General features: G+C 60.8%; 25 protein-coding genes and 3 tRNA genes. 1 reads left to right on the forward strand and 27 read right to left on the reverse strand.

Annotated elements, in window-relative coordinates:
* Positions 1 to 413: 413 nt before the first annotated feature.
* From DWX25_RS08490 to serS, 3 genes are all read right to left on the reverse strand, one after another.
* A tRNA-Arg gene (locus tag DWX25_RS08490) sits at positions 414 to 490 on the reverse strand.
* Between the two features lie 77 nt (positions 491 to 567).
* Complete coding sequence (locus DWX25_RS08495) at positions 568 to 945, reverse strand: hypothetical protein (RefSeq protein ID WP_117734697.1); 378 nt, start codon at positions 943 to 945, stop codon at positions 568 to 570.
* Between the two features lie 173 nt (positions 946 to 1,118).
* Positions 1,119 to 2,402 (reverse strand): serine--tRNA ligase, encoded by a 1,284-nt coding sequence (gene serS, locus DWX25_RS08500; protein WP_117799324.1) that lies wholly within the window; start codon positions 2,400 to 2,402, stop codon positions 1,119 to 1,121.
* 111 nt (positions 2,403 to 2,513) lie between these two features.
* On the opposite strand from serS, the gene DWX25_RS09565 reads away from it, so the two are divergent.
* On the forward strand, positions 2,514 to 2,687 hold the full coding sequence (locus DWX25_RS09565; protein ID WP_199406594.1) for a DUF6724 family protein: 174 nt from the start codon (positions 2,514 to 2,516) through the stop codon (positions 2,685 to 2,687).
* Between the two features lie 156 nt (positions 2,688 to 2,843).
* Here the strand turns inward: DWX25_RS09565 and proC are convergent, their stop codons facing one another.
* The 24 genes from proC to cpaB form a co-directional block, all read right to left on the reverse strand.
* A complete protein-coding gene (gene proC, locus DWX25_RS08505) occupies positions 2,844 to 3,614 on the reverse strand; it encodes a pyrroline-5-carboxylate reductase (protein ID WP_117734699.1) in 771 nt (256 codons plus the stop codon).
* Between the two features lie 73 nt (positions 3,615 to 3,687).
* Positions 3,688 to 4,158: a 23S rRNA (pseudouridine(1915)-N(3))-methyltransferase RlmH gene (gene rlmH / locus DWX25_RS08510; RefSeq protein WP_117799323.1), complete on the reverse strand. Its 471-nt coding sequence runs from the start codon at positions 4,156 to 4,158 to the stop codon at positions 3,688 to 3,690.
* Positions 4,159 to 4,164: 6 nt separating this feature from the next.
* On the reverse strand, positions 4,165 to 5,103 hold the full coding sequence (locus tag DWX25_RS08515; protein ID WP_117743156.1) for an SPFH domain-containing protein: 939 nt from the start codon (positions 5,101 to 5,103) through the stop codon (positions 4,165 to 4,167).
* A gap of 388 nt (positions 5,104 to 5,491) precedes the next feature.
* Positions 5,492 to 5,578 (reverse strand) — tRNA-Leu (locus DWX25_RS08520).
* A gap of 43 nt (positions 5,579 to 5,621) precedes the next feature.
* Positions 5,622 to 6,539 carry a TatD family hydrolase gene (locus DWX25_RS08525; RefSeq protein ID WP_117763573.1) on the reverse strand — a complete coding sequence of 306 codons (918 nt, stop codon included), beginning with the start codon at positions 6,537 to 6,539 and terminating at the stop codon, positions 5,622 to 5,624.
* Positions 6,529 to 7,389: a 16S rRNA (adenine(1518)-N(6)/adenine(1519)-N(6))-dimethyltransferase RsmA gene (gene rsmA / locus DWX25_RS08530; RefSeq protein WP_117763572.1), complete on the reverse strand. Its 861-nt coding sequence runs from the start codon at positions 7,387 to 7,389 to the stop codon at positions 6,529 to 6,531. Before rsmA ends, DWX25_RS08525 begins: the two co-directional genes overlap by 11 nt.
* A gap of 107 nt (positions 7,390 to 7,496) precedes the next feature.
* Entirely contained in the window at positions 7,497 to 9,098 is a 1,602-nt protein-coding gene (gene metG, locus DWX25_RS08535) for a methionine--tRNA ligase (RefSeq protein ID WP_117799322.1), read from the reverse strand.
* Positions 9,099 to 9,167: 69 nt separating this feature from the next.
* Positions 9,168 to 10,046: a 16S rRNA (cytidine(1402)-2'-O)-methyltransferase gene (rsmI, locus tag DWX25_RS08540; protein WP_117634283.1), complete on the reverse strand. Its 879-nt coding sequence runs from the start codon at positions 10,044 to 10,046 to the stop codon at positions 9,168 to 9,170.
* A 6-nt stretch (positions 10,047 to 10,052) separates the two neighbouring features.
* Positions 10,053 to 11,114: a glycoside hydrolase family 5 protein gene (locus tag DWX25_RS08545; RefSeq protein ID WP_117634285.1), complete on the reverse strand. Its 1,062-nt coding sequence runs from the start codon at positions 11,112 to 11,114 to the stop codon at positions 10,053 to 10,055.
* Between the two features lie 391 nt (positions 11,115 to 11,505).
* Positions 11,506 to 11,578: transfer RNA gene (locus DWX25_RS08550), tRNA-Phe, on the reverse strand.
* A gap of 123 nt (positions 11,579 to 11,701) precedes the next feature.
* Positions 11,702 to 11,986: a CopG family transcriptional regulator gene (locus tag DWX25_RS08555; RefSeq protein ID WP_117763570.1), complete on the reverse strand. Its 285-nt coding sequence runs from the start codon at positions 11,984 to 11,986 to the stop codon at positions 11,702 to 11,704.
* A complete protein-coding gene (locus tag DWX25_RS08560) occupies positions 11,986 to 12,252 on the reverse strand; it encodes a hypothetical protein (RefSeq protein ID WP_117734706.1) in 267 nt (88 codons plus the stop codon). The genes DWX25_RS08555 and DWX25_RS08560 overlap by 1 nt, the downstream gene beginning before the upstream one ends.
* Before the next feature lie 58 nt (positions 12,253 to 12,310).
* Positions 12,311 to 12,670, reverse strand: a complete 360-nt coding sequence (locus DWX25_RS08565) for a DUF192 domain-containing protein (RefSeq protein ID WP_233502120.1) — start codon at positions 12,668 to 12,670, stop codon at positions 12,311 to 12,313.
* Complete coding sequence (locus tag DWX25_RS08570) at positions 12,667 to 13,143, reverse strand: TadE/TadG family type IV pilus assembly protein (RefSeq protein WP_117734708.1); 477 nt, start codon at positions 13,141 to 13,143, stop codon at positions 12,667 to 12,669. Before DWX25_RS08570 ends, DWX25_RS08565 begins: the two co-directional genes overlap by 4 nt.
* Entirely contained in the window at positions 13,143 to 15,203 is a 2,061-nt protein-coding gene (locus DWX25_RS08575) for a hypothetical protein (protein WP_117734709.1), read from the reverse strand. The genes DWX25_RS08570 and DWX25_RS08575 overlap by 1 nt, the downstream gene beginning before the upstream one ends.
* 64 nt (positions 15,204 to 15,267) lie before the next feature.
* Entirely contained in the window at positions 15,268 to 15,804 is a 537-nt protein-coding gene (locus tag DWX25_RS08580; protein WP_117734710.1) for a TadE/TadG family type IV pilus assembly protein, read from the reverse strand.
* A complete protein-coding gene (locus DWX25_RS08585) occupies positions 15,740 to 15,958 on the reverse strand; it encodes a hypothetical protein (RefSeq protein WP_117734711.1) in 219 nt (72 codons plus the stop codon). Before DWX25_RS08585 ends, DWX25_RS08580 begins: the two co-directional genes overlap by 65 nt.
* A 1-nt stretch (position 15,959) precedes the next feature.
* A complete protein-coding gene (locus DWX25_RS09415; RefSeq protein WP_147336106.1) occupies positions 15,960 to 16,523 on the reverse strand; it encodes a hypothetical protein in 564 nt (187 codons plus the stop codon).
* Positions 16,487 to 16,720, reverse strand: coding sequence for a hypothetical protein (locus tag DWX25_RS08595; RefSeq protein ID WP_117734713.1), 234 nt, complete (start codon positions 16,718 to 16,720; stop codon positions 16,487 to 16,489). The genes DWX25_RS09415 and DWX25_RS08595 overlap by 37 nt, the downstream gene beginning before the upstream one ends.
* Before the next feature lie 10 nt (positions 16,721 to 16,730).
* On the reverse strand, positions 16,731 to 17,372 hold the full coding sequence (locus DWX25_RS08600) for a type II secretion system F family protein (protein WP_117734714.1): 642 nt from the start codon (positions 17,370 to 17,372) through the stop codon (positions 16,731 to 16,733).
* Complete coding sequence (locus DWX25_RS08605) at positions 17,369 to 18,295, reverse strand: type II secretion system F family protein (protein WP_117794010.1); 927 nt, start codon at positions 18,293 to 18,295, stop codon at positions 17,369 to 17,371. The genes DWX25_RS08600 and DWX25_RS08605 overlap by 4 nt, the downstream gene beginning before the upstream one ends.
* A complete protein-coding gene (locus DWX25_RS08610; protein WP_117763566.1) occupies positions 18,268 to 19,596 on the reverse strand; it encodes a CpaF family protein in 1,329 nt (442 codons plus the stop codon). Before DWX25_RS08610 ends, DWX25_RS08605 begins: the two co-directional genes overlap by 28 nt.
* Positions 19,593 to 21,242 (reverse strand): P-loop NTPase, encoded by a 1,650-nt coding sequence (locus tag DWX25_RS08615; RefSeq protein ID WP_117763565.1) that lies wholly within the window; start codon positions 21,240 to 21,242, stop codon positions 19,593 to 19,595. The genes DWX25_RS08610 and DWX25_RS08615 overlap by 4 nt, the downstream gene beginning before the upstream one ends.
* On the reverse strand, positions 21,242 to 21,901 hold the full coding sequence (gene cpaB, locus DWX25_RS08620) for a Flp pilus assembly protein CpaB (protein WP_022094089.1): 660 nt from the start codon (positions 21,899 to 21,901) through the stop codon (positions 21,242 to 21,244). Before cpaB ends, DWX25_RS08615 begins: the two co-directional genes overlap by 1 nt.
* Positions 21,902 to 22,045 lie beyond the last annotated feature (144 nt).

Here is a 22,045-nt window from a genome sequence, read left to right on the forward strand (position 1 = left end):
CGAACCTATGACGTTCTGATTCGTAGTCAGACCCTCTATCCAGCTGAGGTAACGCCGCAACGCACGGATTATTATGCACGTGACCCCTCGATGGGTCAAGCGACAATTTGGAAAAATTTTACGAAATGATGATTAAGACGCTCGCGCCTCGACCGAGGTTCGAATCCATGCGGCGTCCGCCTAAAAGAAAAGCCCCCGTCACCGGAGGCTTTCAATTTCAATTGGTGCGGCGTATAGGATTCCGCGCATCCGCTGCGCGGATCCGCACCGGCTTCGCCCGCCTGCCGGCGGACTCGCCCGCTCGCTACGGACGCTCCGCGTCCGCTTCACGCTCGCGCCTCGACCGAGGTTCGAATCCATGCGGCGTCCGCCTAAAAGAAAAGCCCCCGTCACCGGAGGCTTTCAATTTCAATTGGTGCGGCGTATAGGATTCGAACCTATGACGTTCTGATTCGTAGTCAGACCCTCTATCCAGCTGAGGTAACGCCGCAGCGCAAGACATATAAAACCACTTTAGCTTATTGGAGTCAAGCACAATCTCAAACTTTTTTGTGGAACGCAGTTTTGTCACGCTGCTCCGCATATACCACCGTTCCCCGTACGATCGATTGGCTTTTCGATCACGTCAAACTTAGCATCAAGTTCCCTCAGGAGCGATCTCACCCGCTGGGCACAATCATAATCGGCAAACGAGATGCTCAGCATGCGCGCAGCCTGGTTAGATGTCCGGACCCCATAGAAATGCTCCAGGGCCACAAGTCCCTCATGCGTCACAAAGGTCTCGACCACATGCGGCGACTCCTCAAAGCACCATTGGGTCAACGGACCCTCGCTCGTCTGTCGAACCACCAGGCCACCCATGCCAGACGGCTCACACGTTACAAGCAGGTACTCCCCGCCCTCGTCGCTCTCAAACAAAACCACCCGATCATCAAACAGCTCCATCGCGTCCCCTTTCTCTCGCTCTTATTTAGCAAAAGCATAGCAGGTAGATGGCTGTATACAGAACAGTTGTTCGTGTGTTTTCTATTGAGCTGTCCGCACGGCATGGTATGGACCTGCGCACGAAATAGGGCGCCCCCGAAGGAGCGCCCTTGCATATCCCCTATGCAGCCAAGTTACGCGACCGGCTCGATCTTCTCGAGACCGCCCATGTAAGGACGCAGAACCTCGGGGATCGTAATGGTGCCGTCGGCGTTCTGGTAGTTCTCCAGAATGGCGGCCATGGTGCGGCCGGCCGGCAGGCCGGAACCGTTGAGAGTGTGCAGGTAGCGCGAACCCTTGAAGTTCTCGGGGTCACGATACTTGATGTTGGCGCGGCGAGCCTGGAAGTCACCGCAGTTGGAGCAGGAGCTGATCTCCTTGTAGGCGTTGTAGCTCGGCAGCCAGACCTCGACGTCGTAGGTCTGACGGGCAGAGAAGCCCAAGTCGCCGGTGCACAGGCTAATCACGCGATACGGAAGGCCCAGCTGCTGCAGCAGGTACTCGGCCTCGGCGGTCATGCTCTCGAGCTCCTCGTCGGACTCCTCCGGCTTAGCGAACTTGACCATCTCGACCTTGTCGAACTCGTGCTGACGGATGATGCCGCGGGTGTCGCGACCGGCGGAACCGGCCTCCTCGCGAAAGCAGGGGGTGAAGGCGGTGTAGCGGCGCGGCAGGGTGTCGGCGTCGAGAACCTCGCCGGCGTGCAGGTTGGTGAGCACAACCTCGGCGGTAGGGATCAGGAAGTTGTCGCCCGAGACGTGATAAGCGTCGTCCTCGAACTTGGGCAGCTGCCCCGTACCGAACATGGTCTGACGCTTGACGACGATGGGCGGCCACCACTCCTTGAAGCCACGACTCGTGTGCGTGTCCAAGAAGAAGTTGATGAGGGCGCGCTCAAGACGGGCGCCGGCGCCACCGAGAACGGTAAAACGGCTGCCGGAGAGCTTGTTGCCGCGCTCGAAGTCGAGGATGTCCAGATCGGTGCCCAGATCCCAGTGCGGCTTAAAGTCGAAGTCGAACTCGCGCGGGGTGCCCCAACGACGGCGCTCAATGTTCTCGTCCTCGTCCTTGCCGTACGGCGTGGCCTCGCAAGGGATGTTGGGCAGGTGAGCCATGAAGTCATACTGCTCCTGCTCGAGAGCGCCTCGGCGCTCGGCCAGACCGTCAATCTTCTCGTTGACGGCGCGCACGGCCTCCTTGGCGGCCTCTGCCTCGTCCTTCTTGCCCTCCTTCATCAGGGCGCCGATCTTCTTGGACTCGGCGTTGCGCGTAGCCTGGAGCTCCTCGACCTCGGTGATGACGGCACGGCGCTCGTCGTCGAGCTCAAAGAACTTCTCGCGATCCCAAGACGTCTGGCGATTAGCCATGGCGGTATCGATGGCATCGGGGTTCTCGCGAACAAACTTGATATCAAGCATTAGATCCTCCGGCGATATACATTCCACTTAGGTTGCAACCTTGTACATGTATGGGCAAGTATATACTTATGAGCGTTTACGACCCAACCCAACTACGCAAGAAGGCACCCAATGGACGCAGTTTTTTCCTTTTTGTTTGGCACCCGCACCGGTTTTGCCATCCTTTTCGCCGGCGGCATCCTGCTGTTTGCGATTCTTGCCTTTGTAATGGAGAAGCGCACTCACAAGCTCTACGTCGACCGCGGACCCAAATCCGAGGACGAAGAAGGCGGCTTTTTCGACTAACCTGCCATTTAGGGACAGGTTTATTTTGGTCGGTTTTATCTGGACAAACGCAAGCGCCCCGCAACTGGAATTGAGCCAGTTGCGGGGCGCTTTTTCCACACAAGACAAAACCGCAGGAAAAACCTGCCAAAATAAACCTGTCCCTAAATGGCAGGTTTACTGGAGGGTGGCGTCGATGGCCTTGACCAGGGCGCTGCGCATGCCGGCGTCCTCGAGCGCGACGACGCCCTTGATGGTGGCGCCGCCGGGCGAGCATACGGCATCCTTCATCGCCGCAGGATGCTGGCCGCCTACAAGCTGCAGTTTTGCCGTACCCAGCACCATCTGGCTCACGATGCGGTAGGCATCGGCGCGCGGGATACCGTGCTTGACGGCCGCGTCGCCCAAGGCCTCAATCGCCATGGCGACAAATGCCGGTGCGCAACCGCCCACGGTACCGCCCACAAACAGCAGGCTCGTGTCGAGCTCGACGACGGCGCCAAGCTTACCGAGCAGGTCGAGCACAACAGCACGTTGCTCGTCGTTGAGCGTAGAGGACTTCTCGCAGGCGATAACGCCCTCGCCCACTGAAACCGGCGTGTTGGGCACCGTCGAGATGTGCGCGACACCCGGCAGGACCTGTTCCCACTTGGCGCTGTCCCAAGTCCAGGCGACCGAAAGGACAACCTTGTCGGCAAGAATGTCCTTGAGCGGAGCGAAGACCTTCTCGATCATGTACGGCTTGACCGCAGCAACCACGATATCAGATGCGGCGACAACCTCCGCCGCATCATGGCAGGCGACCATCCCACGCGCCTCGCAGCGCTCAACCAAGGCGTCGTAGCGGCCCGCGCAGGCGCATATGTCGCTCGCAGTCACACCGGCGGCAATCCAGCCATCGGCCATGGCGCTCGCCATATTGCCAAAACCGACAAATCCGATTTTCATATCACATAGTCCTCTCAGACACATTCCTCAAAACGAAAGGTATTGTCCCACGTCATTGTTTCGTATTGCCGACCTATTTGTGATACGGCTCGCCACGGCTGATCTTGCAGGCACGGTAAATCTGCTCTAGCAGCACTACACGCGCCAGGTTATGCGGCAAGGTAATGCGTCCAAAGCTGAGCATCTCGTCGGCTCGTGCGCGCACGTCATCGCTCACGCCGTCCGAACCGCCGATTACAAAGGCAATGTCGCTACTGCCTCGCAGCATAAGATCGTCGAGCCTCGCCGAGAGCTCCTCACTCGAACGCTCCTTGCCCTCGATAGCCAGCAGGATCACATGCGCTCGAGACGGCAAGGCAGCAAGAATCGCCGCCCCCTCCTTGTCACGCGCGGCATCCACGCCGCCCGCCTTGGCAGGGTCGATATCGGCCGCCTCGCGGATATCCACCTTGGCATAGGCGCCCAGGCGCTTGGTGTACTCGGCACACGCGTCCTTCCAAAAGCGCTCTTTGAGCTTGCCAACACAAACGATGGTGTATTTCACGCGTGCCTACTCCTTCGAACCGTTTTGAACTTTGCCGGCGGTCAGCATCTGCTCGAACATAGAGGCCGACTGCGAGAAGTCGCTCGGCAGCACGACCGTCGAGGTTTTACCCGTGCGAGCAAACTCCGTCATCATCTCGGACCACTGCGTAAACATGAACAGTTGGTTGGCCTCATCGTTGCCAACACCTGTCTCCTGGATAATCTCGAGCGAGTCCTTAATGCCCAGAGCGATCGCCTTGCGCTGGTTGGCGATGCCCTCGCCCGCCTTTTCCATGGCCTCGGCTTCGGCGGTCGCCTCGGTGACGCGCTTGATGCGGTCGGCCTCGGCGAGCTCCTGTGCCGCAGCGCGCTTGCGCTGGGCGGCGTTGATGTCGTTCATAGAGTTCTCGACCTCAGTCGGCAGTGCGATCTTGGTAATGAGCGTCGACACGAGGGTGAAGCCGTAGGCAGCCATCTGCTCGGAAACGGTAGCGTTAACATCCTTGGCGATGTCATCCTTCTTGGCAAAGACCTCATCGAGTGTGTAGACGGGAATCGAAGAGCGCAGGGCGTCGGTGATGAAGTCACGCATCTGGTCGACGGGCTCCTGCAGCATATAGTAGCTCTTGTAGATGCCCGAATCCGCCGGGCCAGCACCCATGTCATAGCTCACGTGATATTGAGCCGAGACCTCGAGGCCGATAGTCACATTGTCCTGAGTCTTAACGTCGATACCAAAACCGTTTTTCATCGTGCGCAGGCTCACCGTGGCAGCTTTACGGTCGACTACGGGCACCTTCATGTGGAAGCCCGCGTTGACGATGCGGTTGAACTTGCCTAAGCGTTCGATGATCACAGCATGCTGCTGTTCAACGACATAGCAGGCGCTGGGCAGCAGCAGCAACAGGATGATGATGGGAATCAAAAGGCTGGTAAGGGCGGCGATGATACCGGAAAACAGCATGGTCTCTCCTCTGATAGGCACACGTTGGGACTAGGATACCCGCACGAAGCAGCTGTGTGACACCAACAAGAGGACCCGTGGTCAAAAAAGACCAAATATGAGTACTGTTACCAGTTTAGTAACAGCGTATTTGGGTCAAAATCGCCTCTTTGAACCCGAAGTCTATCGAAATTACTTCATTTCGTCTCATGATTGAGTCAAATTAGCGTACATCTGTTGCGTAAAATGAGCAAAAATGGCTTCGTGAAATGTCTCTATTTTCGTGCCAGTACTCATATTTGCCACTTTTTGACCGCAGGGGCATCTACCGCGCGAAATCGATAGGTCAAATCTGCCAAAAACGGCCCGTAACAAAAAAGCTCCCATTGCTGGGAGCTCTTTCATTCAATGGTGCGGGCGAAAGGACTTGAACCTTCATGGGGTTGCCCCCATACGGACCTGAACCGTACGCGTCTGCCAATTCCGCCACGCCCGCGTGCAGGAATTAGAATAACGGAGCGCCACCGTGAACGCAAGAACTATTTTTGAAAAAGTTTGCAAGCATTTTCCCAAGCGGCTTGCGCGATTGTTTCGGCGTCCTCACCAGTGCGATCGACACGGTCGTTGACCAGCGTGTTTGCCGTGATTGAAATCATTGCCGGCTCGCACTCAAGACCTCGAATGGGCTCCGGCGCCATATACGGGCAATCCGTCTCGAACAAAATGCGGTCGAGCGGGGTCGCCGCAAATGCCTCGCGCACGTCGTCGTTGCGCTTAAAGGTGGCCGCACCACCATAGGCGATATAGCAGCCCAGCTCCACAAAGCGCTCCATCGTGGCGCGGTCCTCGCCAAAGCAGTGCAGCACACAACCGGCCTGGGGCACGCCCACCTCACGAAGCACGTTGTAGGCGTCCACGTGCGAGGTACGCTCCGGGTCCGTGTCCTCGTGACGCAGATGCAGCTCCACCGGCACGTTACGGCACACGGCAAGCTCGAGCTGGCGCGCCATACAGTCAATCTGCACGTTATGGGGCGCCGGCGCGATATCGTCGTCATAGTCCATGTGGTAGTCCAGGCCGATTTCGCCAATACCGGCGCATAAGGGGTCATCGAGTGCGGCAACGACCTGTGCGTGAACATCGTCGGTATAGTCCGGCGCGCCATACGGATGCACGCCGGCAAGATACTTGATCTGCGGGATATCCTGCATCGGCAGAATCTCGCGCGTCAGCCAGTCGCTATAGTCCGTCACGCTGCGCTTATCGGCAATAGGGTCGAAGACCGTCACCAACAGGTCGACGCCCGCCGCTTTGGCACGCATGAGCGTCTCGGGCACATCCTTGCCCCAGAACGAAAGCAGATGCGCGTGCGTGTCGGCAAGCGGCGCCAAGGGCTCCGGACAGGCGACCGTTTTCTTTTTCTTGGTAAACGTCACACGTTCGGCATTAGGCATCATGGATGAGCTCCTGGGCCAGACGGACAAAGTCGGCAACATCGAGTGTCTCGGCTCGCGTGGTCGGCGCGATACCGCAAACCTCAAAGGCGGCATCGAGCACGTCCTTGGCAAAGCCGTTAGCACTCATGGAATTGCGGATAGTCTTGCGACGCTGAGCAAATGCGGCGTCAATCACACGGGCTACAAACTCGCGATCGAGTCCTTCGGGCACCACGCCTTCAACGCGGTCGATGCGCACGACGGCTGAGTCCACATGCGGCGCCGGCATAAAGCAGCGCGGCGGCACCTCAAAGCGACCCGTCACCTGCGTATACAGGCCGAGCTTTGCCGTATAGCCGCCATAGGTCTTGTTGCCCGGCGTCGCGGCAATGCGATCGGCAACCTCCTTTTGCACCATGACGACGGCACGCTTGAGCGCGGGCATCGTCTGGAAAAACTGCAGAATGATCGTCGCTGCCACGTTATAGGGCAAGTTCGCGACAAATACCGTGGGCTCGCCGCCAGCAGCCTGCTCAATCTGCTCCGGGTCCACCTTGAGCGCATCGCCCATAATAAAGCGGAAGTTGGCATAGTCGGCAGCATGGGCATCGAGCACCGGCTCGAGCTCGGGATCGGCCTCGATCGACGTGACGCACGCAGCCTCCTGCAGCAGCGCAAGCGTGAGCGTGCCAACACCCGGACCCACCTCGAGTACGCGCTCGTCACCTGCAAGCTCGGCAAGCTCGCAGATACGCTCAATCACATGGTTGTCGATTAGAAAGTTCTGGCCCAGGCGATGCTTGGTCGCAAGGCCAAACTCCTCCAGCAGCTCCCTTGTTGCCGTGGGGTTTGCCAAAGGCGAAGTTGTCATAGTTGCCTCCTTAGCATGGTGGCGACGTCTTGAAACAAAAGGGCATGGACCGTTGCGGCCATGCCCTTACACCTAAACTGCGAATTGCCGATATGGCGCGCGGCGTCTTAACCCAGACGCGGGAACAGCGGCTCGCCCTTCTCGACGGGAGCGCCGCCGGCAAGCAGACCCCAAGCGCAAATACCCTTGAGATCGTCGCTTGCGGCCTCGTCCTCGCAGGACAGACGGCGCAGAGCCTCGGCAGAAGTCTGAGGCATGAGCGGCATCAGCAGGTGGGCGGCGATGCGGATGGCTTCGAGCAGGCTGTAGATCACAAACGCGAGCTCGTCAGCCTTGGCCTCGTCCTTGGCAAGCGCCCAAGGCTCGGAGTCCTCGATGTAATGGTTGGCGGCATGGACGAGCTCCATGACCTCGTCCTTGGCTCCACCGTAATCGAGCACGTCCATCTTGGCCATATAGCGCTCGACCAGGCCATCGGCAATCTTTGCCAGCGGACTGTCGAACGCATCGAACGATGCGGGCTTGGCGGGCGCGCAGCCGTCAAAGTACTTGCCGCTCATGTTGAGCGAACGCGAGATAAGGTTGCCCCAGCTGTTGGCCAGGTCGGCGTTGTAGACCTGCTCCATGCGATCGAAGCTGATGGCGCCGTCGGTGCCGGGCACCACGTCGGTCATGAAGTAATAGCGATAGCCCTCGACACCCAGCATGTCGATGACGTCCTGCGGAGCGATGGCGTTGCCGCGGCTCTTGGACATCTTCTCGGCCTTGCCGGTCTCGGCGTTGCGCACGGTCAGGAAGCCGTGGGCAAAGACATGCTCGGGCAGGGCCTCGCCGATGGCCATGAGCATGGCGGGCCAAATGACGCAGTGGAAGCGGATGATGTCCTTGCCCACGATGTGGAACTGCGCGGGCCAGCGATAGGCCAGCTCGGCACGGGCCTCGTCGGTGTCGACACCGTAGCCGACAGCCGTCATATAGTTGAGCAGGGCGTCGAACCACACGTAGGTCACGTGGCCCTCATCAAACGGAACCTGAATGCCCCAGTCAAAGCTCGTGCGGCTCACGGAAAGATCGTTGAGGCCGCCCTCGACAAAGCTGCGCACCTCGTTCATGCGGAACGCAGGCTCAACAAAGTCGGGGTGCTCGTCATAGAGCTTGAGCAGCTTGTCCTGGAAGGCGGAAAGCTTAAAGAAGTAAGACTCCTCCTGCACGCGCTCAAGCGGACGGTGGCAATCGGGGCACAGGTGCTGACCGACGCTGCCGTACTCCTCGTCACCCTTCTGGACCTGCGTATCGGTGAAGTAGGTCTCGTCGGGCACGCAATACCAACCATCGTAGCTGCCCTTATACAGGCAGCCGGACTCCTTCATGCGCTCCCACAGGTACTGTACGGCATGATGCTGGCGCGGCTCGGTGGTGCGGATGAAGTCGTCGTTGGAGATCTCGAGCTTGTTCCACAACTCCTTGAAGTGCGGAGCCTGGCTGTCGGTCCACTCCTGCGGCGTCATGTTGTGCTTGGCTGCGGCCTCGGCGACCTTCTCGCCATGCTCGTCCATGCCGGTCAGGAACTTGACGTTGTAACCGGCAGAGCGGCGATAACGAGCCTGGACGTCGGCGATGATGGTGGAATAAGCCGTGCCCAGGTGCGGATCGGCGTTGACGTAGTAGATGGGCGTCGTGATAAAGAACGAAGGCTTGCTTTGATCCATGGGGTTAGTCCTCCAGAAAAACGTTGCATACAGGGGATGATTCTAGCGCAAGGGCTGGATATCCTCCATCTATTGCATATCGAGCACCATGGCATAGACATCGCGCTTGCGGCGCGAATACTTTTGAGACAGGCGCTTGGCCACCGCAGAAGCGGGCTCCCCCTCCTCGAGCGCGGCGCGGATATCCTCGCGCAGGGCCTCGTCGGGATCTGCCGCCGCAGCGCCAGCCGGCACGATGCCGGCCTCCTCGTCCTCACTCGGCGGCGCGATGACCAGCGCAATCTCGCCCTTTACCTCGCCACGAGCACGCAACTCCTCGGCAAGCTGGGCGGCGGGCCCACGCAAGACCTCCTCGTGTAGCTTGGTGAGTTCGCGGCAGACGGCAACCTCACGCTGGGGAAAGACCTCGGCCACAGCCTCGAGCGTCGCCACGATGCGATGTGGAGACTCGTAGAAGATGAGCGCGCCGGGCACCACGGCAAGGCGCTGCAGACGGCGCACGCGGTCACCGTGCTTGCGGCCCAAAAAGCCCTCAAAGAAAAATTGCTCGCAGGGAATGCCGGACGAAACGAGCGCCGTGACGCAAGCAGAGGGCCCGGGGATAACTTCGACGGGTACATCGGCCTCACGCGCTGCCTCGACCAGCGCCTGGCCGGGATCGGACACGCTCGGCATGCCGGCGTCCGAGGCAAAGGCGAGGGTTTCCCCCGCCAGCAGACGGTCGACCAGGCCGGCGGCGCGGCTGGCGATCACATTCTCGTCGCAACGGACAAGCGGCTTGGAGATACCCAGGTGCATTAGCAGCTTTGACGTCACACGCGTGTCTTCGCAGCAGATGGCATCGGCGGCGGCAAACGCCTCGCCAACGCGCGGGGACAGGTCTCCCAAGTTGCCGATGGGTGTGCCGACCACATAGAGTTTGCCCGTATGGGCGCTGTTTTGCGTCATATCAACCTATTCAATCATGCCGCGCTCGAGCGTACCGAGCGCCGCGCGGGCATCCCATGCCGCAATACGCTTCTCGGTCTTCCACGTTTGGAAGAACCAACCGGCAGCCGGCGCAAACGATGCCAGCTGATTGGCGATGAACACGCGCTCGTAGGCATTGCGGCCCTCGGGCGTAACCGACGAGTTGGCAAAGATCGCCGCACCCGACCATTCGCCCACCAGCACGGGGAACCCCGTCGAAATCGCTTCTTTAAGCTCGCGCTTGTTACGCGAAATCGCCGTCGTCAGCCCGCGGGGGCTCGTGATGTCGAGTGCATACTCGTCACGGTAATGGTACAGGTGAAGGTCCATGTAGACGTTCTTGTACTTGGTGCCGCGCATAAAATGCTTCCACTCGCTGGGATACCCCGAAGACGAGAAGACGACGATTTTATCCTCGGGCATATACGAACGGACGAGCTCGTAAGCATCGCGATAGAAGTTGCGCAGGTAGTGAGCAGGAATGCCATCCGTCATGGTAAAGAGGCTCTTGCGGACGCTCATCTGCGGCGTGTCAAGCAGCTCAATGCCCAGCAGGCTCTCGGCCTCACCGTAGCGATCGGCCAAACGCTCGAGCACGTCGAGTGCGACATGGCGGCCGTTAGTGGACGAATGCCACTCGGCAACAGCCTCCGGCGTGGTGGGCGAATCGTTGGAATCGCCCTGACCACCGGGCACAGTTGCCAGGTCAAGCAGCACGCGAATGTTGTACTTGGCAGCCCACTCAATCGCGCGGTCGATGTAGTCGACAACCGAGATGTAGGAGGCATCGGACTCCTGTGAGCCAAAGGCATACCAAGGCACCGGCAGGCGCACGGCGTTGAGGCCGATCTGCGCCATACGGCGAAAATCATCCTCGCTCACAAACGTCTCGTAATGACGACGCATGCGCTCGTTATAGGCGGCGGTGCCCATGGCCTCCTGCAGCTCGGCCGCGTTGGATGCACCGGTCGCCGCGTACAGCGACGGGGTCACCCAAGGCTCGGGAATAAACCAGCCAGAGAGATTAACGCCGAGTATCCTCTCCATCACTGCCCCCTTCGGATCGTGCAGGTCGAGCCCGCATCGTATTGCATAGGAAAAGTATCGTTTTGAGTATACCCGCGCGTGCGGGCAGGCGACCGAATGGTCTGAAAAGTGACGCAAAAGCGGGAGGAATGTCTGGGATGCGCTTTCCGCAGGGGACTACATAAAAGAAAAGGACCCCTTTGCAGAGGTCCTAGTCAATTCAAGGTGGCGGGGAAGGGAATCGCGTCCGCGCGCTGCGCGGACGGACCGCTGCGGCGCTTGCGCGCCTTGCGAGCTGCGCTGGCAAACGCTTACGCGTTTACTCAGCTCCGCGCCCTCACGGGGTTCGATTCCATGTGGGGTCTGCATAAAAGAAAAGGACCCCTTTGCAGAGGTCCTAGTCAATTCAAGGTGGCGGGGAAGGGAATCGAACCCCTGACACGAGGATTTTCAGTCCTCTGCTCTACCAACTGAGCTACCCAGCCATTTGAGGTGTGCCTTGTTTCAAGGCTTGATTAGTATAACCAAGGACGCGTTCCGGTCAACCGAGAATTTTAAAAAAGTTTTTGAGCACAGCCTTGGTTCTATAAATCGGCACGTCAGAGGCATCAGCCGGAAGCAAGAAGTTTTTCACTCAGAGCCACACGGGCAAACTCACTTGGCGTCATCCCCTCGACAGCCGCCCGTCGACGAATGGCCTCCTTCATTCCCAGAGGAATCTTGACCGACAGCGTTGCCGTCCCCTCACCTGAGAGTGGGGGCCGTCCATGCACAATCCCACCAACGGTGTGTTCGCCATCCGGAAACTCTCCGCGCTCGTACGACTTGCACCACGCGTCAATCATTTCATCCGTTACAACCTGACCATTAGCGGCCGTATACGTCTTGCCCATCATCGACCCCTTTGCCGAGTCTGTTCAATCTTCTGCCAAAATTTCTTCTGGACTGGAGACAAGGCATGAATGATAAGCCACCCACGGACAAGCTCGACCGCGACAAGCTCCACGCTTCGTCCGTCTGGGAGCCATCCAATCGCAAGCCATCTCGGCGGCTCGTCCTTCGACTCGCGACGAATGCACTCAGTAACCGCAAGCCAGGCGCTAAGCACCTGCTTTTCCGTCAGGTGCTTTTTAGCGTTGGGATGGATCTCAACATCCATGCATCTTCTCCTCCATCTTACCCAATTTCGTATGACGAAAGTCCGCTATCGCCAATTCTTACGCCGGCACTTGTTGGAGGGCAGGGAGCGAGGCGAGGATTGAGGGACGTTCCAGTACGGCCCAGGCGCACGGGTGAGAGCACATGCGCCACGGACGGACGTTTTCATAGCGTGCGAGGATGTTGCCGTTGCGGTCGATAAAGGCGATATCGATGGGATAGGCCATAAAACACGTGTGGACCGAGGAACAATGCGGAAACGCCATGACGAGCGGCAGGCCGTTGGCGGCAACCGGACGCCGTCCCAGCATGCCGAGCAGGCGCACGACGAACGACTCCGCCACCGCAAACTCGGCCGGCGTCCAACCCAGCCTGTTGAGTGCCCGCGCGTAAGCGATGTAGGACGAGACCGCGGTCACATAACCACCCCCGGACGCCATGGATCGACCGTCACCGCGCGCTCGTGCGACAACGTTGTCGGCGCCCCCAGCGGAACGCCAGCGATGCTGAGAGAAGTCGGCCACGGCTCATAGTGCATGGTGCAGGTGTAGGTCCTAAACGTACCGGATAGGGAGAGCAGGCCACCATCCGATGCCTCCGCGCCTTGCTCGCTCGACACTTCGATCTGCAAGTCATAGCCTTCCATGGCATTCAGAATTTGAGTCTGAACCGTCGCCGAGGCATCGGCAGAGCTTTCGCCGCCCTCCCCCTCCGACGCCACGGCGTGCGCCAACACGATGTCGGGCACCACGCGGTCGAAGCGCGCGACAGCGCTGGCAAAGATCATGACGTTGTACACGATGAGTGCCAGCACCAGCAAAACGGGCGTAACCACTGCCATCTCCACCGTCGCTTGGGCGCGCTCCTCGCGCAGACGCATGCGGATACTCATTACGACCCACCGCCCAGAGCGCCAACCAGCGTGGCGACATCGACGGTGAGTGGGATGGAGCCGCCGCCGGGCAGAGGAATCTCCGCAAGCGTGAACACCGTACCGCCAATGGTGCGTTCGACTTGATATTCCAACGCCTCGCAAAGCGCCTTGGGATCGGTCACGCCCAACGGAATACCTCGCAGCTTGTCTTGCGCTTGAGAGAAACCAGCAATGTCAGACCCCGGACTCTTAATGACGTTGGCGGAATCGGTCAGCACCGGCTTTCGCAGGCGCAAGTCGCACGGTTCCAAACCCAGCGCCGCCACGGACGCCGAAACGGTATCGCCGAGCCACGATGCGATGGAGCCCAACGCGCCGCCGCCCCCTCCTAGGTCTTTAATCATCTCGTCCATAAGTTCGTCGGCCGAACCTTGGATATCACCGTATCCTACGAGCAGCCGTCCCCAAACATCCATGACGCCGTCGAGCACGCCGGCAACGCCGCCCGAGCGTTCCTTCAATGTCGAGAAAAATCGCGAAAGCACGTTGTTTTGCGCCGTCGCCTCATCGGGCGCCAGCACCGCGGCAGAGATGGCACCGCGACTGCCAAGCTCAACCGCCGTGTTAAACGAGGAGTTAAGTTGATCGGGGCTGGTCATATCGCCCGAAACCGCAAGGGCGACCACGCCGTTGCGACCGGGCGGCGCGATACGCGGACGCTCACCCGAAAGCGCTTGAATGGCCTGATCGAATGCGCTTCCCGCGCGATCTGCCTCGCCTTCGGTCTGTCGCTCGAGCTCAAGCTCTTTGTTGCGGCATTCGGCGTAGTCTTCCATGGCGTCTTTGAACTTGTCAAAGTGATACTCGAAGCCGTTTTCGATCGATGTAGAAGGAGCGGCGACGGCACCCAGTGTCTTGACTCCAAAATGGCAGCGGTCGCATGCTTCTCTCCCGTCAAAGTCAGCAACCGATGACAGTCCTCCCGGCGCTCCCTTTTTATAGTTTGGGCAGCCAGTTCCATAATGGATGTACGTCTTGCCGTCATTGCTGCTCGTCGGCCACGCGGCATCGGTATAAAGATCGCTCGCCCTGACCTCGTCCGCATTGCGCGGCAGCAGCGGCAGGTCCGCGACGACGCTCGTGCCGTCGTCCACGATGGAGGCACGCCCGAGCTCTTCACCGGCATACCGATAGAACGCCTTTCGAGCGGCAGACTCCGCCTGCATCTCGACACCGCTTCCAAGCGGCTTTTCGTTAGCCAGGCGCTGACGGTAATATGTTCTCGCTCGGTCAAGCGCCACCTGGGGCTCCCACGTGACGCTCGATGCGTAATGTGGGTTGAGCTCGCCCGGCAGCGACGCCAGCTTCTTCGCGCGCTCCCACATGCACGAACGGCTACCAATCGTGCCCTTGTCCGACCCGCCGCAGTCCGCAAGCCAGGCGCGCTCTTTTGCTTTCGCCGTATCCTCAGAAGCCTCCTTCAACTTTTTGGCTGCGAGCTCTAAATCATCTGACGTGTCTTTAATAGCATCGGGCGAGATCTCGGACCCCTCGAGCGCAACGAAATCGGACTCGGACGTCCTGGGCACGGCAAGCGCCGTACCGGTATAGCTCACGCTATCGGTATCCTGCGCCGACACCGCCTGTGTAGCTCGCGCGGCAACCAGATACGGCAGAGCCGTCTCGATTTTCTGTAAGCCTTCCGATGCGCTTTTGGCAAACTTGTTGCGCGTTTTAATGATCCCAATCCCGGTGTCGACCATATTGCCGGCAACCGGCTCGGCACCCGGGATGAGGATGGCGACCAGGCCCGTCCCGATCGTGGCAAACCCCGCCAGCCCCAGACTCAAGATGCTCGCATCAACCACCGTGGCAGCCGTGTGATAGGACGACACTACGTTGGCACCCGCCAGCGCGCCGCTATCGGCCGCCACCTGGGTATCCCCGGCACGCGACATGCTCCATATCGCCGCGGTTGACGAAAACAACAACGTAAGCACCACTAGGATGACCACGGCAGAGGAAAGCGTGGTGTAGGCACCGTCTTCGATAAACAGGTCGATACCGGCTCGACCCATAAAGCCTCCTCGTTTGCGATGGCAGCTCGGACGGCGCGTCAAAACGCGCCTAGACCAGAAACGCTTAATCCCATGCAGCAATCCACGAATCATAATCTCCCTCCAGCCATTCGGGACGCGATTGATACGAGACATTGACCTTGAGCTCAACGTAGTCGCCCTCGGCGGTACCACCCATAGCCTGCGCAAACGCACCGATCACAGGCAACGGCTTGACCTCGCCGGAAACGGACACGGACGAGACGCCACCCGCACCGGCCCGGCCAAGCTCGATATCCCACGACAACGGCCCGCCGGCATGAAAGATCGAAACGTTGGGCACTGCGGCAAGCCGGCGGCGGGTGAACTCCTTAAGATCATCGTCCTCCGCCGTCGTCGTGGTCATGAGCCGCGCGGTCTCGGCGGCGGCAGACTCCATGACCGCGCGCGTATAGAGCAGGCACACCGGTTGCAGTGCGAGAAGGATGAGCGTCAGAAACGTCGGCAGCAAAAAAGCGGCCTCGACCGTAGACTGCGCCCGGTCCTCACGCGCGATATCAATACAACGCGATGTCCTTAGCGCCCGCAGCGGCGTCGATAACCGACGTCGAGGCAACGCCATGGGATGCCGCCCGCTCGACCAGCGCCGCCAAGCGCCCATCGGTGCCAGCACGCCAAAGTCCCGCGATCGCCAGCACGATGGAAAGCAGCGCCACCGTGACGATGGCGTATTCGACCGTCGCCTGGGCAGATTCCTCGCGCAGGACGTCATGCATTTCACGACCCCTCCTTTGAGTTCGATGCCTGCGGGCTCAGGCGGATCACGCGCAGGCGGCACGAAGCATCGCCGACATCCGCAGCAACCGTCACCATATCGACCCAGCCGCGTCCATCGCGCACGATGGCGCCCCATACGTTGCCCTTAATATCGAGATAGCCGCTCAGGGCGAGCTGGGCCGTTGGCACCTCGCGGTAGGCGCGTAACATATCCGCCGCTGCCTCGGTCATCGGTCGGTCCTCGGACCATGCAAGCCGGACCGCAATCGCGTTGCCCTCAGGCGAATCCGTCGCAGTGGCAGACCGCTTGTCGAGCGTCCGCAGAAAGGTTTGCGCCGTGACAGCGACATCCGAATCGTCCGCATCTCGCGTCTCATCTTTTTGAGACGCCACCGCCGAATCTGAGCCCGAGTCGAAGGCGGCCCCAGGACGCTGCTGCCGCGCGGAGTTAAGCCCCCAAAGCACCGCCGCTATCGCCACGATCAGGCAAGCAAACACCAGCAGCACCCCGATGGGGCGCTCGCCCTCTACAGGCTGTTGATGCCCTCGCTGATCGCATCCCATAGCTCTTTAACCTTGCCTTTAAATGCAACGATGGCAATAATCGCGATCACCACAAGCACGCCCACCAAAATGGCGTACTCGGTGGTACCCTGCGCGCTCTCCTCCTGCAACAGTTCCTTGGCATGCTGGCGAGCGCGGATCGCCCGGCAAAAAGCCCAGTTCCAAGCCTTGTCAGCAACTTCGACCATCGTGTTCATGTATTCCTCCCTACATCATCCCGCCTGCTCCCAGCAGCGGGCCCAATATGGACAGAAGCAACGCCGGCAAGATGAGCGTGCCGGTGGGAATCAGCAGCTTGACGGGCGCACGCTCGATCTCGCGCTCAACCGCGGCGCGATGAGCTGCACGGATCTCGCGACTTTGAGCGGCCAGCGTCTCGGCAAGTGGGGCACCCAGGGCGAGCGCCTGCCCCACCGTGATGGCAAAGGTCTCGAGCGCTCGCACGTCCAGGTCGCGCGCGGCGGCCAACAACTCGTCCTCACGCGTGCCCACGCCCACCTGCCACGCCATGCGGGCCCGCTCAAGGCGAAGAGCCAGCACTGACCGGCGGTTGGCGCAGAAAATCTCAAGCGCCGCATCAAACGAAAGACCGGCCGAAAGACCCAAGCGAACAACATCGATCATCTCGGACACTTCGCCGAGCGACACTCGCGCCGGGCCGCCCGCCCCAACCGCGCCCTTCACTCGCGCGGTCAGGGCATCGGCCACCGAGCGACCCGCAGCAGCGACCAGCACTGCCTCGCGCTTGCAGGTACCTGCGATCTTGCGTGCATCCGCCCGATCCAAACCCGTCGCGACAAATACACTCAGAGCGCACAGGCAAGCCGCAACTGCAACCAGGGCGCTCATAGCTCCACCCTCATAATGCGCCGGATAACCACCAGGGCAACGGCGTTGAGGGCAAGACCCAGCACCACAGCGCCCGCACCGGCAGGCGTCACAAGACCGCGACGAAAATCTGCCGAAAGCAGCGCCAACACCGCGCACATGCCCGCCGGCATCGCCGCGACCATATGCGCCGACATGCGGGCCTGCGACGTCTTGACATCCAGGCGGCGCTTGAGCTCAATGCGCTCCCCCACCATGCTCGACGCCTCGGCCAGCAGGTCGGCAAGCGGGGCACCGGTTCGCTGCGACACCTTGAGCGCCAACGCGACAAGCGAAAGCCCGGGGGCGTCGATGCGGACAAGCAGGTCGTCGAGCGCATCGGTCGCCGAGATGCCGCAATCGATCGCCGCCGCCACCCGCAAAAACTCGGTATGCACCGGCTCTTGCGCATGAGCGCCCACAAAGCGCATGCCCTGGGCCAGCGAATGTCCCGAGGCAAGCGACATGGAAAGTGCGGTAAACGCCTCGGGCATGGCCTCCTCCACATCGTGTTGCTCGCGCCGACTCTCAAAGCCATCCCGGGCGGCGCCAACGACAAACGGGGCAACAAGTCCCAAGGCAAATCCGAGGGGCGATAACGACACCATCGTTAGCAAAACGCAGCAGACACCGCTCGATAGCAGCAGAAATGCCAGGCGAGTCGCGTTATCCTCAATAGCAAGCCCAAAGCGATCTGTGGGGACCAACGATGCCCACGAACGGGCGATCTTTTTCAGCAGATCGTTTTCCACCAGCTCACGCGGCAGCTTCTCTGCCACCGTCTCGAGCGCCTGACGTGCCAGCTCCGCCGGCGGTACCTGCGGCACACGAGGCTCTGCCCCACACGCCGTCGCGACAGAAAGCCCTGCCAAGCCCCCTACGACGAGGGGCATAGCGATCTCCATTCGTCCACCTCCTCTTGTGTAAGCGTCCCCGACCGCAGGCCTTCTGCGATAAACGGCGGCTCGCGGTCGAGCGTCCAGGTGCACTCGGCGGCATCGAAAGTCACGTAGCGTTCGAGCTCAACACCGCCCGACACGCCGCGGCGAACCCCCGAATATGAGGCCACAAAGCGCCTGCCATCGGCGTGGCGCTCGGACATCACGATGCCGTCGAGCGCCATGGCAATCTGCTCCTCGATGAGCTCGCTCGGCAGATCGATGCCATAACGTGCAAGCAACGTCAGGCGCACCACGGTCTCCTGTTCTGAACCCGCATGAAGTGTGGTGAGCGACCCGTCGTGGCCCGTGTTCATGGCCTGCAACATGTCGCAGCACTCGGCACCGCGCACCTCGCCCACCACGATGCGGTCGGGGCGCATGCGCAGGGCATTAGTTACCAGGTCGCGGATCGTCACCGCGCCCTCACCCTCAATTGAAGCCTCGCGCGCCTCTAGGCGCACCACGTGCGGATGATGCGCAAACTTGAGCTCGGCAGAGTCCTCGATCGTCACGATGCGCTCGCCGGTGGAAATCTCGCATGACAACGCGTTGAGCAGGGTGGTCTTACCAGATCCCGTGCCCCCCGCAACCGCCAGGTCCTGTCGCAGCGACACCGCGCACGACAGCAGCTGCGCATACCAAAGCGGCAGCGATCCCAACCCCACGAGCTCGTCCAGAGAGCAGATACGGTCCGAGAACTTTCGGATGGTGAGAATCGGTCCGTCAATCGCCACAGGCGGAATCACCGCGTTGACGCGATAGCCCGTTTTGAGGCGGGCGTTGACAATGGGGCTGCGCTCGTCGATACGGCGGCCAAGTGGCGAGATGATGCGGTCGATTAGCACACGGATCTGTTCGTCGTCCTCAAACGCGTGCTCGATGGGATACAAAACGCCGCCGCGTTCAAAGAAAGCCGAGCGGCAGCCGTTGATCATGATCTCGGTAACGGTGTCGTCCTCGATGAGCGGCTGCAACGGCCCCAAGCCCACCACATCATCCAAAATCTCGTCGATGATGGTCTCGCGCTCGGGCGTCGCGAGATCGGTCGGCTCCTCAACATTGAGCGCCGCCTCCACCGCGGGACGCAATTCCGAGCGGGCAAGCGCCGGGTCGATATAGGCGCTGATACGCGCCACTTCGTCGTAACCCATGCGGTCCATTACGGCGCGCTTGGTGCGTCGTTTCACCGCGCGGCGACGCCCTGCATCTACAGGCGCTGCCGTCGCTGCAGCGCCGGCAGCCTTAATCCTCGTTTGCAGGCTCATCGCTGATCACCCTCGCGCGACCAGGGAAGGCGAATACGCGGGCGTTCGGTGCGTGTTGCACGGTCGGCGACCATATCGCTCCAAGGGCCGACGGCGCACCCCAGTTCCACGAGCATCTCGCGCGTGGCCTCGCGCACACTGGTCGCAAAAGCGCTGGTCTGCCCCACTGCCTCGTCAGCGCGCCCAAACGCCATGAGCGCGGCGAGATCCTGTCCGCCATCGGCGATACGAATCTTGGAGCTCAACGCACAGGCAATCTCAAAGCGCATGGCGACGTCCTCGTCTGCCCCGCGCGCACCGAACCGGTTGAACACAGCGCTCATGCGCGTGCGCGGCACACCTACTCGACTTGCCAGTTCAATGACGCGCGACGCCGATGTCGCGGACGACACCGCCGCATCGCCAACGACCAGACAACGGTCGCTCGCCGCCACCGCAGCCGCCACGGCGTCGCCCCAAAAGACCGAGGTATCGATAAAGACCACGTCGGATTCGCGACGCAGAACATCAAGCAATAGCTCCACCGGACGTGCCATGAGCTCGGCTTGCTCGGGCGCCGCGACGGGACCCCAGAGCGTAACGCCCGGCGCCACGCGCATCGATGCGGCTACGATATCCGGCTCGGCGAGCGCGCCCGCCGCCGACGGCTCGATAAGTGCCGCTATATCGCGCGGAGCATCGACGCCTAACAAGTCGTAAAGGTTTCCAAACATCAGGTCCAGGTCGAGCACGGCGGCACGCAAGCCCAACAGCGACGATGTGTGTGCCATGGTGGCAACAATCGTCGACTTGCCGCAACCGCCCGAACCCGAAATGGCGCAGATGACCGGAGCTCGATGCGGCGGAGCGGCGGCGTCTGCCGGCGGCATCTGAAGCGGCGGGGCGGGCGTCGGTGACAGCGTCCCCGTCTCCCCCGCCGCAACCACACGCTGCGTCCAAGCCGGCATGGCAGCTTGTTCGGTCTGCGAGGCAGGCTCGTTCTGTGCAATCTGCTCATGCTGCATCGGCGACAACTCGCCGCACCCGGCAAAGCCCTCAACTTCGTCCAGTTCATCCGCCAGATTCACGCCGTGCACGTATCCCATATCTACAGCCGGGGAGTCGCCAGCATGCTGTGCCGGCCCTCCAGCGTCATCGTATACAAGGGGGTTCCGGGGGCGCCGACCATGCTCGGCTTCCGCTTTTCCATAATCATCAACACGCGGGCCTCTTGTAGCGCGAGGCGCCCCGGGTTCCCTATCAACAAAAGCATCGGGCTCAATCGTCATGCGCCGATCGGAATCAACCGCTCCCTCGCCCGCGCGCCCGTTGCCACATATACTGTGCGCAGCGATGACCTCGGTCGCCCCCGCGCGAAACAGCCCCTCGATATCCGACGGATCGAGCGCTTCTATCAACACGACCACGCGACTCACGCGGCCTTCGGCCGTCAGGCGCGCAACAGTCTTGCGCACATCTTCGGTATCAAACAGAGACGCCGCGATGATGGCAGCCCCGCGGCGCGACGGAAACGCCCGCGCCATGGAAACCAGCCCGTCCAGGTCACCCACGCGAAGCACCTGTGCACCCGCATCACGGCCCTCGACTTCCCGCTGCAACAGCCCGTAATCGCCGCACGCGCAGCACGCAAGCCAGATCGCCTTCATCACTCGTCGCCTCCGCTCTTTTTGCCGCGAGCCGTGGCGGGAATCGTCAAGCTGACCGTTCCCTTGCCCGAGGCGCCCAGCAGTTCCTTGACGTCTTCGGGGTCAGCCGCCAGCGTCACCCATTCGATCTTGCCCTCGCGCGTGGCACCGGAATCCTCACTGGTATCGATCACGTACGCGCCGCACAGCCGATCGGTTACGCCGTCTTTTTGCACATACACATCCACGTAGCTGCCCACGCCCGTGGCGCCGCCGACCGAGTGCTCGGCATCGACCGCCACCGAAACGGCGACCTTGCCCTTAGGCACCTCGAGCTTGTGGCTCTCGGCCTTGGTGTAGACATTGCAGATCACGGCGTTTTTGGGAATACGCGAAGTCGTCACGTCGCCGCGCACCTGGCGCAGCTCGGTCGCTGCGTCACGCGGCAGCAGGCTCGTCAGCCATTCCTGGGTTATGACATTGGTCTCATCGAGGGTCTCGCCCACATCGATATCGCGCGCCGCAACGCATACCTCGACGCGATCGCCCCCGTACTTGGCCAAGGTCTCTGCCTGGACCTGTTCGGCTTGCGAGCGGATCGACGAGCCGTAAACCATGCAGAGCAGAGCAGCGAGCACGCCTGCGACCAGACTGATGGCGATGCGCTTGCTCTTGTTCACGGCCGCTCCTCTCATGGCAGTGCCGGGCGAATGCCCGTACCACCATTGTCTGGGCGGTCAGAGTGCAAAGCGGCGCAATCGCGATCTTGGTTTTCGATGTCAAACCAATCGCTGACCAAAAACTGACCAGCCCGTCAAGCTCGT

This window comes from Collinsella sp. AF18-8LB (genome assembly GCF_003459795.1).
Lineage (GTDB): Bacteria > Actinomycetota > Coriobacteriia > Coriobacteriales > Coriobacteriaceae > Collinsella.

Excerpts from the sequence above, each read along its gene's own strand:
- DWX25_RS08495 (WP_117734697.1), bottom strand. The coding sequence starts at position 945 with ATGGAGCTGTTTGATGATCGGGTGGTTTTGTTTGAGAGCGACGAGGGC.
- serS (WP_117799324.1), bottom strand. The coding sequence starts at position 2,402 with ATGCTTGATATCAAGTTTGTTCGCGAGAACCCCGATGCCATCGATACC.
- DWX25_RS09565 (WP_199406594.1), top strand. The coding sequence starts at position 2,514 with ATGGACGCAGTTTTTTCCTTTTTGTTTGGCACCCGCACCGGTTTTGCC.
- proC (WP_117734699.1), bottom strand. The coding sequence starts at position 3,614 with ATGAAAATCGGATTTGTCGGTTTTGGCAATATGGCGAGCGCCATGGCC.
- DWX25_RS08515 (WP_117743156.1), bottom strand. The coding sequence starts at position 5,103 with ATGCTGTTTTCCGGTATCATCGCCGCCCTTACCAGCCTTTTGATTCCC.
- DWX25_RS08525 (WP_117763573.1), bottom strand. The coding sequence starts at position 6,539 with ATGATGCCTAATGCCGAACGTGTGACGTTTACCAAGAAAAAGAAAACG.
- rsmA (WP_117763572.1), bottom strand. The coding sequence starts at position 7,389 with ATGACAACTTCGCCTTTGGCAAACCCCACGGCAACAAGGGAGCTGCTG.
- metG (WP_117799322.1), bottom strand. The coding sequence starts at position 9,098 with ATGGATCAAAGCAAGCCTTCGTTCTTTATCACGACGCCCATCTACTAC.
- rsmI (WP_117634283.1), bottom strand. The coding sequence starts at position 10,046 with ATGACGCAAAACAGCGCCCATACGGGCAAACTCTATGTGGTCGGCACA.
- DWX25_RS08545 (WP_117634285.1), bottom strand. The coding sequence starts at position 11,114 with ATGGAGAGGATACTCGGCGTTAATCTCTCTGGCTGGTTTATTCCCGAG.
- DWX25_RS08555 (WP_117763570.1), bottom strand. The coding sequence starts at position 11,986 with ATGGGCAAGACGTATACGGCCGCTAATGGTCAGGTTGTAACGGATGAA.
- DWX25_RS08560 (WP_117734706.1), bottom strand. The coding sequence starts at position 12,252 with ATGGATGTTGAGATCCATCCCAACGCTAAAAAGCACCTGACGGAAAAG.
- DWX25_RS08570 (WP_117734708.1), bottom strand. The coding sequence starts at position 13,143 with ATGAGTATCCGCATGCGTCTGCGCGAGGAGCGCGCCCAAGCGACGGTG.
- DWX25_RS08575 (WP_117734709.1), bottom strand. The coding sequence starts at position 15,203 with ATGGGTCGAGCCGGTATCGACCTGTTTATCGAAGACGGTGCCTACACC.
- DWX25_RS08580 (WP_117734710.1), bottom strand. The coding sequence starts at position 15,804 with ATGGCGTTGCCTCGACGTCGGTTATCGACGCCGCTGCGGGCGCTAAGG.
- DWX25_RS08585 (WP_117734711.1), bottom strand. The coding sequence starts at position 15,958 with ATGCATGACGTCCTGCGCGAGGAATCTGCCCAGGCGACGGTCGAATAC.
- DWX25_RS09415 (WP_147336106.1), bottom strand. The coding sequence starts at position 16,523 with ATGGGATGCGATCAGCGAGGGCATCAACAGCCTGTAGAGGGCGAGCGC.
- DWX25_RS08595 (WP_117734713.1), bottom strand. The coding sequence starts at position 16,720 with ATGAACACGATGGTCGAAGTTGCTGACAAGGCTTGGAACTGGGCTTTT.
- DWX25_RS08600 (WP_117734714.1), bottom strand. The coding sequence starts at position 17,372 with ATGAGCGCCCTGGTTGCAGTTGCGGCTTGCCTGTGCGCTCTGAGTGTA.
- DWX25_RS08605 (WP_117794010.1), bottom strand. The coding sequence starts at position 18,295 with ATGGAGATCGCTATGCCCCTCGTCGTAGGGGGCTTGGCAGGGCTTTCT.
- DWX25_RS08610 (WP_117763566.1), bottom strand. The coding sequence starts at position 19,596 with ATGAGCCTGCAAACGAGGATTAAGGCTGCCGGCGCTGCAGCGACGGCA.
- DWX25_RS08615 (WP_117763565.1), bottom strand. The coding sequence starts at position 21,242 with ATGAAGGCGATCTGGCTTGCGTGCTGCGCGTGCGGCGATTACGGGCTG.